This is a genomic window from Streptomyces sp. HB132 (assembly GCF_016909575.1).
Lineage (GTDB): Bacteria > Actinomycetota > Actinomycetes > Streptomycetales > Streptomycetaceae > Streptomyces.
Genome location: NZ_JAFBGA010000009.1, coordinates 157,127 through 170,446, shown reverse-complemented (window position 1 = coordinate 170,446; position 13,320 = coordinate 157,127). Strand labels below are relative to the sequence as shown.

General features: G+C 70.3%; 13 protein-coding genes. 1 reads left to right on the top strand and 12 read right to left on the bottom strand.

Annotated features, from left to right (window positions below):
• The first annotated feature begins 40 nt into the window (after window positions 1-40).
• Complete coding sequence (locus JOC24_RS21245; RefSeq protein WP_205021930.1) at window positions 41-649, top strand: ALF repeat-containing protein; 609 nt, start codon at window positions 41-43, stop codon at window positions 647-649.
• 60 nt (window positions 650-709) lie between these two features.
• On the opposite strand, the gene JOC24_RS21240 is transcribed toward JOC24_RS21245, so the two are convergent.
• The 12 genes from JOC24_RS21240 to JOC24_RS21185 all read right to left on the bottom strand — a co-directional run bounded on the left by JOC24_RS21240 (window position 710) and on the right by JOC24_RS21185 (window position 13,253).
• Complete coding sequence (locus JOC24_RS21240; protein WP_205021929.1) at window positions 710-3,379, bottom strand: RelA/SpoT family protein; 2,670 nt, start codon at window positions 3,377-3,379, stop codon at window positions 710-712.
• Window positions 3,380-3,547: 168 nt separating this feature from the next.
• A complete protein-coding gene (locus tag JOC24_RS21235) occupies window positions 3,548-4,105 on the bottom strand; it encodes an adenine phosphoribosyltransferase (RefSeq protein ID WP_205021928.1) in 558 nt (185 codons plus the stop codon).
• Window positions 4,102-5,211 carry a protein translocase subunit SecF gene (gene secF / locus JOC24_RS21230; protein ID WP_205021927.1) on the bottom strand — a complete coding sequence of 370 codons (1,110 nt, stop codon included), beginning with the start codon at window positions 5,209-5,211 and terminating at the stop codon, window positions 4,102-4,104. The genes JOC24_RS21235 and secF overlap by 4 nt, the downstream gene beginning before the upstream one ends.
• Before the next feature lies 1 nt (window position 5,212).
• Window positions 5,213-6,973 carry a protein translocase subunit SecD gene (secD, locus tag JOC24_RS21225; RefSeq protein WP_205021926.1) on the bottom strand — a complete coding sequence of 587 codons (1,761 nt, stop codon included), beginning with the start codon at window positions 6,971-6,973 and terminating at the stop codon, window positions 5,213-5,215.
• A gap of 147 nt (window positions 6,974-7,120) precedes the next feature.
• A complete protein-coding gene (gene yajC, locus JOC24_RS21220) occupies window positions 7,121-7,597 on the bottom strand; it encodes a preprotein translocase subunit YajC (protein WP_205021925.1) in 477 nt (158 codons plus the stop codon).
• A 170-nt stretch (window positions 7,598-7,767) separates the two neighbouring features.
• Complete coding sequence (ruvB, locus tag JOC24_RS21215; protein WP_205021924.1) at window positions 7,768-8,853, bottom strand: Holliday junction branch migration DNA helicase RuvB; 1,086 nt, start codon at window positions 8,851-8,853, stop codon at window positions 7,768-7,770.
• Window positions 8,854-8,928: 75 nt separating this feature from the next.
• The gene (gene ruvA / locus JOC24_RS21210; protein WP_205021923.1) at window positions 8,929-9,555 is read right to left on the bottom strand and encodes a Holliday junction branch migration protein RuvA; all 627 of its coding nucleotides are present in this window, start codon (window positions 9,553-9,555) and stop codon (window positions 8,929-8,931) included.
• On the bottom strand, window positions 9,552-10,085 hold the full coding sequence (ruvC, locus tag JOC24_RS21205; protein ID WP_205021922.1) for a crossover junction endodeoxyribonuclease RuvC: 534 nt from the start codon (window positions 10,083-10,085) through the stop codon (window positions 9,552-9,554). Before ruvC ends, ruvA begins: the two co-directional genes overlap by 4 nt.
• A gap of 112 nt (window positions 10,086-10,197) precedes the next feature.
• On the bottom strand, window positions 10,198-10,950 hold the full coding sequence (locus JOC24_RS21200; protein ID WP_031097698.1) for a YebC/PmpR family DNA-binding transcriptional regulator: 753 nt from the start codon (window positions 10,948-10,950) through the stop codon (window positions 10,198-10,200).
• 61 nt (window positions 10,951-11,011) lie between these two features.
• The gene (pdxT, locus tag JOC24_RS21195; RefSeq protein ID WP_205021921.1) at window positions 11,012-11,644 is read right to left on the bottom strand and encodes a pyridoxal 5'-phosphate synthase glutaminase subunit PdxT; all 633 of its coding nucleotides are present in this window, start codon (window positions 11,642-11,644) and stop codon (window positions 11,012-11,014) included.
• A gap of 6 nt (window positions 11,645-11,650) precedes the next feature.
• The gene (gene pdxS, locus JOC24_RS21190) at window positions 11,651-12,571 is read right to left on the bottom strand and encodes a pyridoxal 5'-phosphate synthase lyase subunit PdxS (RefSeq protein WP_205021920.1); all 921 of its coding nucleotides are present in this window, start codon (window positions 12,569-12,571) and stop codon (window positions 11,651-11,653) included.
• A gap of 136 nt (window positions 12,572-12,707) precedes the next feature.
• Window positions 12,708-13,253, bottom strand: coding sequence for a LemA family protein (locus tag JOC24_RS21185; protein WP_205021919.1), 546 nt, complete (start codon window positions 13,251-13,253; stop codon window positions 12,708-12,710).
• Window positions 13,254-13,320: the final 67 nt, after the last annotated feature.

Here is a 13,320-nt window from a genome sequence, read left to right as displayed (position 1 = left end):
GATCGCCCGGAACCACTACGTCCTCGAGGCAGGCCAACCCGTGAGACCGACCCGTGCCGTTCTGACCGTCGCAGCCACCGCCCTGTTCCCCGCCCTCGTTCTCGCCGGACCGGCGTTCGCCGCCGGCCCCGCGTCCTCGCCGCCGCCCGCCGCGACGGCGAGGACGGTCTTCGACGGCCCCACCACACCGGTGGGCGAGATGTCCGACGACGACCTCCGTGTCGCGATCCTGCGCATCCTGGCTGACGAGGACAGCGGCACGAGAGTCGTCCGGGAGGCGAACGAAGCCCTCGACAACGGCACCACGGAGGCCATGCGGCAGTGGCTGGAGACCGGCTACCCGCTCGCACAGGCCGAGGACGACCACGTCGTGCTCTTCCGCATACTCGGCGACCCCGACTCCGGGAAGCGGGTCGTCAAGGAGGTCACCGCGCTGCTCGACAGCGGTGGCCCGCAGGACATCCGCCAGTGGCTGGAGACCGGCTACCGGCTCGCACAGGCCGAGGACGACCGTGTCGCCCTCGTGCGGATCCTCGCCCGTCCGGACATCAGCGACGCGCTCCGCGCGGCGGTCGGCGAGGCGATCGACGGCACGCCGGAGGAGATGCGGTACTTCCTGGAGTACGGGCAGTACGAGATCGACGGCTGACGGCCGCCCGCACCCCGGAGCGCCGCCAGGACGCCCCTGAGAGACGTCCTGGCGGCATCGTCAGGGCCGGCGCGCCGAGGTGACCCGGTAGACGTCGTAGACGCCCTCGACGCCGCGTACGGCCTTCAGGACGTGTCCCAGGTGCTTCGGGTCACCCATCTCGAAGGTGAACCGCGAGGTGGCCACCCGGTCCCGGGAGGTCTGCACGGCCGCCGAGAGGATGTTCACGTGCTGGTCCGACAGGACGCGCGTGACGTCGGAGAGCAGCCGCGACCGGTCCAGCGCCTCGACCTGGATGGCGACGAGGAAGACGGACGACTGGGTGGGCGCCCACTCGACGTCGAGGATCCGTTCCGGCTGCTGCGAGAGCGAGTCGACGTTGACGCAGTCCGCACGGTGTACGGAGACGCCGCTGCCCCGGGTGACGAAACCGATGATCGGGTCACCGGGCACGGGGGTGCAGCACCGGGCCAGCTTGACCCAGACGTCCTCGACGCCCTTGACGACCACCCCCGGATCCGCGTTGGCACGGCGCTTGCTGCGGCCGTGGGAGGGCGGGGTGCTCTCGGCCAGGTCTTCGTTGGCCTCGTCGTGGCCGCCGAGGGCCTGGACCAGCTTCTGGACGACGCCCGCCGCGGCGACGTGACCCTCGCCGATCGCCGCGTAGAGCGACGAGATGTCGGGGTAGCGCATCTCGTGGGCGAGAGTGACCAGGGAGTCGCCGGTGAGGATCCGCTGGATCGGCAGGTTCTGCTTGCGCATGGCCCGCGCGATGGAGTCCTTGCCCTGCTCGATCGCCTCGTCGCGCCGCTCCTTGGAGAACCAGGCACGGATCTTGTTGCGTGCCCGGGGCGACTTGACGAACTGCAGCCAGTCACGGGAGGGCCCGGCACCGGCCGCCTTGGAGGTGAAGACCTCCACCAGGTCACCGTTGTCGAGCGTCGACTCGAGCGGCACGAGCCGGCCGTTGACCCGTGCTCCTATGGTCCGGTGGCCGACCTCCGTGTGGACGGCGTAGGCGAAGTCGACCGGCGTCGCGCCGGCGGGCAGCGCTATCACGTCGCCCTTCGGGGTGAAGACGAAGACCTCGTTGCGCGACAGGTCGAAGCGCAGGGACTCCAGGAACTCGCTGGGGTCCTCGGTCTCCTTCTGCCAGTCCAGGAGCTGGCGCAGCCAGGCCATGTCGTTGACCGTGTCCTGGCCTCGGCCTCCGCCCGTGTTCCTGGGAACGTCCGTACGCACCTTGGAGGCGCCGGCGACGGCCTCCTGCTTGTACTTCCAGTGCGCGGCGATGCCGTACTCGGCGCGGCGGTGCATGTCGAACGTGCGGATCTGGAGCTCGACGGGCTTGCCGCTGGGACCGATCACCGTGGTGTGCAGTGACTGGTACATGTTGAACTTGGGCATCGCGATGTAGTCCTTGAACCGCCCGGGCACCGGGTTCCACCGGGCGTGGACGGTGCCGAGCGCCGCGTAGCAGTCGCGGACGGTGTCGACGAGGACGCGGATGCCCACCAGGTCGTAGATCTCTGCGAAGTCGCGGCCCCGCACGATCATCTTCTGGTAGACGCTGTAGTAGTGCTTCGGCCGTCCGGTGACGGTGGCCTTGATCCTCGCGGCGCGCAGATCGGCCTGGACCTCGTCGGTCACTATGGCGAGGTACTCGTCACGCTTGGGCGCGCGCTCGGCGACGAGGCGGACGATCTCGTCGTACATCTTGGGGTAGAGGATCGCGAAGGCGAGGTCCTCCAGCTCCCACTTGATGGTGTTCATGCCCAGGCGGTGGGCCAGCGGCGCGTAGATCTCCAGGGTCTCGCGGGCCTTCTTCTCCTGCTTCTCCCGCTTGAGGTAGCGCATGGTGCGCATGTTGTGCAGCCGGTCGGCGAGCTTGATGACGAGGACCCTGGGGTCCTTGGCCATGGCGACGACCATCTTGCGTACGGTCTCCGCCTGGGCGGCCTCGCCGAACTTGACCTTGTCCAGTTTGGTGACGCCGTCGACGAGCAGGGCGACCTGGTCGCCGAAGTCCTTGCGCAGGGTGTCGAGGCCGTACTCGGTGTCCTCGACCGTGTCGTGCAGCAGTCCCGCCATCAGCGTCGCCGGGTCCATGCCGAGCTCGGCGAGGATCGTGGTGACGGCGAGCGGGTGGGTGATGTAGGGGTCGCCACTCTTGCGCTTCTGGCCCCGGTGCCAGCGCTCGGCGACCTGGTAGGCCTTCTCGATCTGGCGCAGCGTGGCGGACTCGATCTTGGGATCGTTGCCGCGGACCGTGCGCAGGAGCGGTTCGAGGACCGGGTTGTACGGGCTGGAGCGCTGGACGCCCAGCCGGGCGAGGCGGGCCCGGACACGGTTGGAGGAGCCGCCGGAGCGCGCGGTAGCGGCCGGTGACGCGGCGGCGGGCCGGGCCGGGGGCTTCGCCGCGGGAGCGGGCGCCGGGGGCTTCGGCTCCGCGGATCGGGCCGCGGGCTGCTCCGGGGCCGTCGGCTTCGTCCCCGAGGACGGGGCGGCCTTCGTGCCGGGAGGAGGCGTCGGCTTCGCCTCCGTGGGCGGCGCCGGCTTCGCCGGGGCGGTGGGCGTCTGGGGGGCCGGAGCCTGGTCGGGGCCCTGCGTGGGCTCGCCTGCGGGCCCGGACTCGCCCGCCCCGTCGGGCTGCGCCTTCCCGGGCGTGGCGGAGGCCGCCGCGGGCCTTTCGGGCTGCGGGGCGGCGACTGGCTGGGCCTCGTCTGGCAAGAGCGCTCCTCGTGCGGATCCGGGCTACCGGAAAGCCCATGGTATCGACCCTCGGGCAGGTCCTCGCCCGGGGAGTGCCGAACCCTCCACAACGCGGGACGGGCACCCGGATGTTCCCGGGTACCCGTCCTGTGCGTCCCTACGCGCGCTACGGCCGCGCTGTGCAGGTCAGAGAGTGATCAGAGCCTCCAGCGGGGCGTTCCGCAGCCCTGCCTCCAGCCGGGCGCGGCCGGAGAGGAAGCCGAGCTCCATGAGGACCGACACCCCCGCGACCTGCGCACCGGCCCGCCGGATGAGCTCCAGCGACGCCTCGGCGGTGCCGCCGGTGGCCAGGACGTCGTCGATGACCATGACGCGGTCGCCGGCCGACAGGTCCTCGGCGTGGATCTCGATCTCCGCCGTCCCGTACTCCAGCTCGTACGCCTGCCCCAGCGTGGCACCGGGCAGCTTCCCCGCCTTGCGCACGGGTACGAAACCGAGCCCGGCCCGGACCGCGACCGGCGCGGCCAGGATGAAGCCGCGCGCCTCGAGACCGACGATCTTCGTGGCCCCGTGCCGTACGCACAGCTCCGCGAGGAAGTCGGTGAGCGCGGTGAAGGCGACCGGGTCCGCGAGCAGCGGGGTGATGTCCTTGAACAGCACTCCGGGCTTCGGGTAGTCCGGCACGTCACGGATCCGGCTGAGCAGGAGCTCGCGGGTGGAGTCGGTGATGCTCGCGCTGGTCATCGGCGGTTCCTCGGAGTCCGGCCGTGGCCTCCGGTCTGCCGGCGCTGCCCGACGACGGCCCCGGCGTGCTCGGTGTCCTCGTCGTACGCGCCGTCCTGGCCGTCGTGCTCGTCCTCGGCGGACTCGCCCTTGGCCGCCGCGGCGGCACGCTTGGCGAGGATCCGCTTCTTCAGTGCCTTTATCTGCGGCTCGCGCTCCTTGAGGTCTGCGACCAGCGGGGTGGCGATGAAGATCGAGGAGTACGCGCCGGCGGCGAGGCCGACGAAGAGCGACAGCGAGATGTCGTTCAGCATGCCGGCACCGAGGACACCGCCACCGATGAACAGCAGACCGGCGACCGGGAGCAGGGCGACGACGGTGGTGTTGATGGAGCGCACCAGCGTGCCGTTGATGGACCGGTTGGCGATCTCGCTGTAGGTCCAGCGGGTCTGCTTGGTGATCCCCGCCGTGCCCTCCTTGAGGCTGTCGAAGACGACGACCGTGTCGTAGAGGGAGTAACCGAGGATGGTCAGCAGACCGATCACCGTGCCGGGCGTGACCTCGAAACCGACGAGGGCGTAGACACCGACGGTGATGGTGATGTCGTGGATCAGCGCGATGAGCGCCGCGATGGCCATCCGCCACTCGAAGGCGATGGCCAGGTAGACCACCACGAGGACCATGAAGATGCCGAGGCCGGCCCAGGCCTTGTTGGCGATCTGCTCACCCCAGCTGGGGCCGACGAGGTCCGCGTTGATCTTCGCCTCGGGGATGCCGAGGTCCTCGGAGAGCTGGGCCTTGATCTGGTCGGCCTTCTGGGTGTCGACCTCGGTGATCTGGATCCGGAGCCCGCCGTTGCCGAGCTCCTGGACGATCGCCTCGTGACCGGAGGCCGCGACCGCGTCCTCGTGGGCCTGGGAGACGGACACCTTGGCCTTGGTGTCCGTCGTGAAGACGGCACCGCCCTTGAACTCGATGCCCATGTTCAGGCTGCTGACCGCCAGGCCGACGATGGCCGTGATGGTGATCAGGATCGAGACGCCGTACCAGATCTTGCGGTTGCCGATGAAGTCGTAACCGACCTCGCCACGGTAGAGCCGGGCGCCGAGATTGCCGAGTCGCGACATCTCACGCCTCCTTCGGGTGGTCGGTACGGGCGGTGACACGGCGGGAGCGGCGCAGCGGCGGCTTGGCGCCGAGACGCTTCGGGTCCAGGCCGGACCACGGGTGACCGCTGCCGAAGAACTTCGTGCGGGCCATCAGCGTCATGACGGGCTTGGTGAAGAGGAACACCACGACGACGTCGAGCAGGGTCGTGAGACCCAGCGTGAAGGCGAAGCCCTGGACCTTGCCGACCGTGACGAGGAAGAGCACGGCCGCGGCGAGGAACGAGACGAAGTCGGATACGAGGATGGTGCGGCGGGCCCTGGGCCAGGCACGCTCGACGGCCGGACGGAGCGTGCGGCCCTCGCGGATCTCGTCCCGGATGCGTTCGAAGTAGACGATGAACGAGTCCGCCGTGATACCGATCGCGACAATGGCTCCACAGACGGCCGGGAGGTTCAGCGCGAAGCCGATGGCCGGGCCGAGCAGGGCCATGATCGTGTAGGTCAGGACGCCGGAGGCCAGGAGGCTGAGAAGCGCGATGAGAGCCAGGCCGCGGTAGTAGGCCACCAGGTAGATGACGACCAGGGCGAGGCCGATGGCGCCGGCGATGAGCCCGGCCTCCAGCTGTTCGCCGCCGAGCGCGGCGGTGACGGTGGTGACGGTGTCCTCGCTGAAGGACAGCGGCAGCGCACCGTAGGAGAGGACGTTGGCGAGGTCCTCGGCCGACTGCTGGGTGAAGCTGCCGGAGATCTCGGCGCTGCCGCTGAGGGTCTCGTTCACCTGGGGCGCGGAGACGACCTCACCGTCGAGGGAGATCGCGAACTGGTTCTGCGGGGACTGCTGAGCCGACAGCTTCTTCGTGATCGTCTGGAACTTCTTGGAGCCCTTGTCGGTGAACTCCATCGAGACGAGCCAGATGCCGCGCTGCTGGTCGAACTGGGCCTTCGCGTCGTCGACGTCCGTACCGGAGACCTCGGCCGGGCCGAGGAGGTACTTGGCGTCACCCTCCGAGCTGCACGCGACCGTAGGCTGCTCCGGCTTGACGCCGTCGCCGGCCTTGGCGCGGGCGGCGGGGTCGGTGCAGTCCAGCGCGGTGAACTTCTTCTCGAGCGCGGCGGTGGCGGGGTCCGGCGTCCCCGTCGCCGCGGGGGCGTCCGAGGAGTCCGCGGCACCTGAGGTGCTGGCGGAAGGGGCCGGCGTCTCGTCCTTCTTCAGGCCGCCGGTGACGGCACGGCCCTGCGTGGTGGCGTCGGCTGAGGGCGTCTTCGGGTCGGAGGCGGTTTCCGGGTCGGTCGCCTTCGCACTGGGCGTGGCGCTCGCCTTTCCGGAACCGCTCGCGGACGGACTGGCCGAACCCTTGGGCGTCGGTTCGCCGCCGGTGACCGTCAGCACGGGCCGGAAGTAGAGCTGGGCGGTCGTGCCGACCTGCTCCCGGGCCTGCTTCGAGTTCGTCCCCTTGGGGATGTTGACGATGATGTTCGATGCGCCCTGGGTCTGAACCTCGGCCTCGGAGACGCCCAGACCATTGACACGGCGTTCGATGATGTTGACCGCGGTGTTCATGTTGGTCTCGTTGATCGCGTCAGGCTTGCCGGGCTGGCTCTTCGCCTTGAGCGTGATCGACGTACCACCGGCGAGGTCGATCCCGAGCCGGGGCGTGGTGTGCCCGGACAGGAACATCCCACCGGTCAGGGCGACCATGGCGATGAGGATCAGAGCCAGGGCACGGCCCGGCCTGCCCTGTCCACCGGTTGAGCCCCGGCCTTTCTTCGGTGCTGCCACCTTTTCGTTTCTCCCTGTCCAACCGCCCCGCGCCGGGTACGCGCCCGAGCGGCCACGAAGTGTTGTGGGGACCCGCCCCCGCAGAAGACCGCACGGCCCGTGAGACGCCGGACACCCGTGGGTGTCCGGCGTCTCTGGGTCGTGGAACTACTTCGCGTCGCCCTCGCCGTCGGCCTTGGCGTCCTTGACCTCGGCGCCCTTGGCCTCGGTGTCCTTCGCCACGGCCTCGTCCTCGGGCTTCTTGCCCAGGTCGATCTTCGCGACCTCGTCGTCCGCGGACTCGCCGGCGGTCAGCGAGGAGGCGTCGTCGGGCACGACCGTGCCCTCGGTCTCCAGCTCGTCGTCACCGTGGACGATGCGGTTGTACTCCGCGTCGTCGAGCACGGCGCCGATGGAGTTCTTCGCGTAGACGGCGTGGACGCCGGGCGCGACCTCGAGGAGAACCGTGTCGTCCTGGATCTCCTTGACGGTGGCGTACATGCCCCCGATCGTCCGGACGCCGGTACCGGGCTGCATGTCGTTGCGCATCTGCGCAGCCGCCTGCTGCTTCTTCTTGGCGGACCGGGTCATCAGGAACATGGCCCCGATGAGCACGATGAAGGGGAGGAGGGTCACGAGACTCACGGGACGGAACTTCCTTCGCACGACCACGCTGATGTCCGCGCGGCCTGGTCTACGGGGGTGGGTACACCGACCCTTTAAGGGCGGCATCGGCGGAGTCTAAGCGAGTCCGCATCATTGGAACAACGTCCAGCATGGCACCGTGGTTCCCCTGCTGGCCAACCCGTCCTGTGTCACGCCCCGAACAGGCCCTGTTGTCCCTTTGCGCCGTGCTGCGGAGGCACGAGTCCGAGATGCGCCCACGCCGCGGGGGTGGCGACCCTCCCCCGCGGGGTCCTCGCGAGCAGTCCCTCCCTCACGAGGAAGGGCTCGGCGACCTCCTCGACCGTCTCGCGCTCCTCCCCCACGGCCACCGCGAGGGTGGAGAGCCCGACGGGACCTCCGCCGAAGAGCTTCAGCAGGGCGCCGAGCACTGCGCGGTCGAGCCGGTCGAGACCGCGGGCGTCGACCTCGTACACCCGCAGGGCGGCGGCGGCGATGTCCCGGTCGATCCGCCCTTCCGCCTTGACCTGGGCGTAGTCCCGGACGCGGCGCAGCAGGCGGTTGGCGATACGGGGCGTGCCGCGGGAGCGTCCGGCGATCTCGGCGGCACCCGCCGTGTCTATGGCGACGTCGAGCAGGCCGGCGGAGCGGTGGATGACCCGCTCCAGCTCGGTGGGGGCGTAGAACTCCATGTGGCCGGTGAAGCCGAAGCGGTCGCGGAGCGGAGGCGGCAGCAGCCCGGCCCGGGTGGTGGCGCCCACGAGGGTGAACGGCGGAAGCTCCAGCGGGATGGCGGTGGCGCCGGGGCCCTTGCCCACGATGACGTCGACCCGGAAGTCCTCCATCGCCATGTAGAGCATCTCCTCGGCGGGACGCGACATGCGGTGGATCTCGTCGAGGAAGAGGACCTCACCCTCCTGGAGGGAGGAGAGGATGGCGGCGAGGTCTCCGGCGTGCTGGATCGCGGGGCCGGAGGTGATCCGGATCGGGGCCTCCATCTCAGCCGCGATGATCATGGAGAGGGTGGTCTTGCCCAGGCCGGGGGCCCCGGAGAGCAGCACGTGGTCGGCGGTGGCACCCCGGGCGCGGGCGGCCTTGAGGACCAGGTCGAGCTGTTCGCGCACCTTTTCCTGGCCGACGAACTCGTGAAGGTCCTTCGGGCGCAGCGCGGCCTCGACCGCGGTGTCCTCGCCGTCCGCCCCGGCGTCGACCAGGCGGTCGTCCAGTCGCTCGTCGTCAAGGTCGCCGGTGTCGGGCCCGGTCTCGTCCCAGTTCATCTCGTCAGTCCCGCCTCGGGTGTTTCGGTGCCGGTCCGTGCCCCGGCCGGCGTGCGGGGCGCGTGGCCCCCGGGGTCAGCGTGCGCGGTTGAGTGTCTGCAGGGCGGCGCGCAGCAGCTGGGGCACGGGGGCGTGGCCGCCCTCGGCGATCGCGGCCTCGGCCTGAGGTGCCACTGCGGTCACCGCCTCTTCGGCCTCGCGGGTGGCGTAGCCGAGGCCGATCAACGCGGCCTGCAGCTGGTCGCGCCAGGCGCTGCTGACGGGGGCGCCGATGCCCTGTTGCCCGATGTGCGCGCCGACCGGTTCGCCGAGCCGGTCCTTGAGCTCGAGGAGGAGCTTCTGTGCGCCCTTCTTGCCGATGCCGGACACCGCGGTGAGCGCCTTCTCGTCACCCGTGGCCACGGCGACGCGCAGGGCGTCGGGGCTGTGGGTGGCGAGCATCGCCTGGGCGAGCCGGGGGCCCACACCACTGGCGGTCTGGAGAAGCTCGAAGACCTGCCGCTCGTCGTCGTCGGCGAAGCCGTAGAGGGTGAGCGAGTCCTCACGGACGACCAGGGAGGTGGCCAGCCTGGCCTCCTTGCCGATCCGCAGGCCGGCGAGGGTGTCGGGGGTGCACTGGACGGCCATGCCGATGCCGCCGACCTCGATCACGGCCGTGGTCGGGGCGAGGGCGGCCACCGGGCCGGAGACGAAGGCGATCATGCGGTGCGGCCTTTCAGCGTGCGGTGGGCGGCGACGGCCTGTTGCAGTCGGTTCTGCGCGGGCGCGCGCCAGATGTGGCAGATGGCGAGGGCGAGGGCGTCGGCGGCGTCGGCCGGCTTCGGCGGCGCGTCGAGGCGCAGCAGCCGGGTCACCATGGCCCCGACCTGGGCCTTGTCGGCGCGTCCCGATCCGGTGACGGCGGCCTTGACCTCGCTGGGGGTGTGCAGGGCGACGGGGATTCCGCGGCGGGACGCGCAGAGCATGGCGACCGCACTGGCCTGCGCGGTGCCCATCACCGTGCGGACGTTGTGCTGACTGAACACCCGCTCCACGGCGACGAATTCGGGCCGGTGCTCGTCGAGCCACCGCTCGATGCCCTGCTCGATGGCGACGAGCCGGTGGCCGAGATCCGCGTCGGGCGGGGTCCGCACGACGCCGACGCCGACCATGGTGAGCGGGCGGCCGGCGACTCCCTCGACGACTCCGACGCCGCACCGGGTCAGCCCCGGGTCCACACCCAACACCCGCATGAATGGGCCCCTTCGCCGCTCGGTCATCTGTTCCCGCAGGCTATCGGCTGCCGCTGACAGTGCGACGGGCCGACGGGGGTGTGTCCCGTCGGCCCGTCGCGGTCGTGCCGCCTCAGGCGTCGACCTTCTCCATGACCTCGTCGGAGACGTCGAAGTTGGCGAAGACGTTCTGCACGTCGTCGCTGTCCTCCAGCGCGTCGATCAGCTTGAAGATCTTGCGCGCGCCCTCTTCCTCGAGCTCGACCTGCATGGTCGGGACGAAGTTGGCCTCGGCCGAGTCGTAGTCGATGCCGGCGTCCTGGAGCGCGGTGCGGACCGCCACCATGTCGGTGGCCTCGCTGAGCACCTCGAAGGTGTCACCGAGGTCGTTGACCTCCTCGGCACCCGCGTCGAGCACGGCGCCGAGCACGTCGTCCTCGGACAGTTCGCCCTTGGGGACGATCACGACGCCCTTACGGTTGAACAGGTACGAGACCGAGCCCGGGTCGGCCATCGATCCGCCGTTGCGGGTCATGGCGACCCGGACGTCGGACGCGGCACGGTTGCGGTTGTCGGTGAGGCACTCGATGAGCACCGCGACGCCGTTCGGGCCGTAGCCCTCGTACATGATCGTCTCGTAGTCGGCGCCACCGGCCTCGAGACCGGCACCGCGCTTGACCGCCGAGTCGATGTTCTTGTTCGGGACCGAGCTCTTCTTGGCCTTCTGGATGGCGTCGAAGAGGGTCGGGTTGCCGGACACGTCGGCGCCGCCCGTGCGGGCCGCGACCTCGATGTTTTTGATCATCTTCGCGAAGAGCTTGCCGCGCTTGGCGTCGATCACGGCCTTCTTGTGCTTCGTCGTAGCCCATTTAGAGTGGCCGGACATCTGCCTTCTCCTTCGCGTCACCAAAATCGATCCGAACCCGAGAGATCCTACCGGGATCGGATCAGCCCACGGCGCGCACCATGTCGGTGAAGAGCGCGTGCACACGGTGGTCGCCCGTCAGCTCCGGGTGGAACGACGTGGCCATGGCGTTTCCCTGGCGTACGGCCACGATGTGCCCGCCGTACACCGCGAGGACCTCCGCGCGGGCGCCGACCGACTCGACCCAGGGCGCCCTGATGAAGACGCCGTCGACGGGTCCGCCGGGCACCCCGTCGAACTCGACGGCGGCCTCGAAGGACTCGTTCTGCCGCCCGAAGGCGTTACGCCGCACGATCATGTCGATGCCGCCGACCGTCTCCTGGCCGGGCGTGGGGTCTCCCTTGCTCGAACCGGGTCGAGAGCTCGGGGAAGGGTTGAGGATCTTGTCGGCGAGCAGGATCATGCCGGCGCAGGTGCCGTAGACCGGCATCCCGGTGGCGACCCGCTCGCGCAGCGGTTCCAGCATGCCGAAGAGGACCGCCAGCTTGGACATGGTGGTGGACTCGCCACCCGGCAGGACGAGCCCGTCGACCTCTGCGAGCTCCTCGGGCCGCCGGACCGGCCTGGCCACGGCGTCCGCCGAGGCCAGGGCGATCAGGTGTTCCCGTACGTCGCCCTGGAGAGCCAGGACTCCGATGACAGGGGTGTCGTTCATCAGTGGTTACCAGCCGCGGTTGGCATAGCGCTCGCCCTCGGGGAGCGTGTCGCAGTTGATGCCGACCATGGCCTCACCGAGGTTGCGGGAGGCGTCAGCGATGATCTTCGGGTCGTCGTAGAAGGTGGTGGCCTTCACGATGGCGGCGGCACGCTTGGCCGGGTCGCCGGACTTGAAGATGCCGGAGCCCACGAAGACGCCCTCGGCGCCGAGCTGACGCATCAGGGCCGCGTCCGCGGGGGTGGCCACACCACCGGCCGAGAACAGGACCACGGGCAGCCGGCCGAGCTCGGAGACCTCCTTGACCAGCTCGTACGGGGCGCGGAGCTCCTTGGCGGCGGCGTACAGCTCGTTGTTGTCGTAGCCGCGCAGCCGGGCGATCTCGTTCTTGATCTGGCGCAGGTGCCGGACGGCCTCGACGACGTTGCCGGTGCCCGCCTCGCCCTTCGAGCGGATCATCGCGGCGCCCTCGGCGATGCGGCGCAGGGCCTCACCCAGATTGGTGGCACCGCAGACGAAGGGGGTGGTGAAGGCGAACTTGTCGCTGTGGTTGACCTCGTCGGCCGGGGTGAGGACCTCGGACTCGTCGATGTAGTCCACGCCGAGGGACTGGAGCACCTGGGCCTCGACGAAGTGGCCGATGCGGGACTTGGCCATGACGGGGATGGAGACGGCCTCGATGATCTCCTCGATCATGTTCGGGTCCGACATCCGGGCCACCCCGCCGTCCTTGCGGATGTCGGCCGGCACCCGCTCCAGGGCCATGACGGCCACGGCGCCCGCGTCCTCGGCGATCTTCGCCTGCTCGGCGTCGACGACGTCCATGATCACGCCGCCCTTGAGCTGCTCGGCCATCCCGCGCTTGACGCGGGCGGTGCCGGTGGCCGGGGTCTCGGTGGACTGCGGGGTGCTGGGGAGCGTGGACACGGATCGACCTCACTGGGGTGGAAAGACGCTGGATGGTGCAGCCCCGAGCAAACGCCCCGGAAGCAGTCCACAGCAAGGGCCAATGAACACCCTGTGGATCGTTTCCGTGCCCCTCCGGGCTCGCGCCCGTCAGCCCTCAGCTGCCGGGGCGGTCCGCCAGGGCGACCGGCGGCGCGTCGTCCATCTCGAACGCGAGCGGGAACGGGGCGTGGCCCGCGAGCCGGAACAGCCGGACCGTCCGGTGCCTGCGCAGCGCGCGGGCGGCGCGCACCGCGTCGTTGTGGAAACGGCGCGCCATCGGGACCCGGCGTACGGCGGCGGCCAGTTCCCTGGCAGTGTCCTCGCCGCCGGGGACCTCCTTCACCGCCTCGACCTGCGCCGTCTCGCCGAACACGGCCCGCAGGGCGGTGCTGAGCTCGCTCTCGGCGACCTCGCGCTGCTCCTCCTCGGCCTGCCGCGCCGCGTGCGCCGCCTCGTACAGCACGATCGACGCGGCGGGGTCCAGGAGGCCTGACGTGGCCAGTTCCTGGGTGACCGAGGCGCGGCGCAGCAGCTGTGCGTCCAGCGCCGCGCGGGCCGCGTCGATACGGGCGTGGAGCCGGTCGAGCCGGCCCGCGGTCCAGCTGAGGTACAGGCCGATCGCGAACAGCGCGACGACGGTCCAGACGAGGATTTCGATCACGGGCGGAAGGCTACCGTCGGAGGGAGGGGGCGGGCCCCGCCGGTGTCGGCCTTCACGGCTTCACTGC

Coding starts and splice junctions, on each gene's coding strand:
- ruvA (WP_205021923.1), bottom strand. CDS start 9,555: ATGATCGCCTTCGTCTCCGGCCCGGTGGCCGCCCTCGCCCCGACCACG.
- pdxT (WP_205021921.1), bottom strand. CDS start 11,644: ATGAACGACACCCCTGTCATCGGAGTCCTGGCTCTCCAGGGCGACGTA.
- secF (WP_205021927.1), bottom strand. CDS start 5,211: ATGTCGCGACTCGGCAATCTCGGCGCCCGGCTCTACCGTGGCGAGGTC.
- ruvB (WP_205021924.1), bottom strand. CDS start 8,853: ATGAACTGGGACGAGACCGGGCCCGACACCGGCGACCTTGACGACGAG.
- JOC24_RS21200 (WP_031097698.1), bottom strand. CDS start 10,950: ATGTCCGGCCACTCTAAATGGGCTACGACGAAGCACAAGAAGGCCGTG.
- ruvC (WP_205021922.1), bottom strand. CDS start 10,085: ATGCGGGTGTTGGGTGTGGACCCGGGGCTGACCCGGTGCGGCGTCGGA.
- JOC24_RS21235 (WP_205021928.1), bottom strand. CDS start 4,105: ATGACCAGCGCGAGCATCACCGACTCCACCCGCGAGCTCCTGCTCAGC.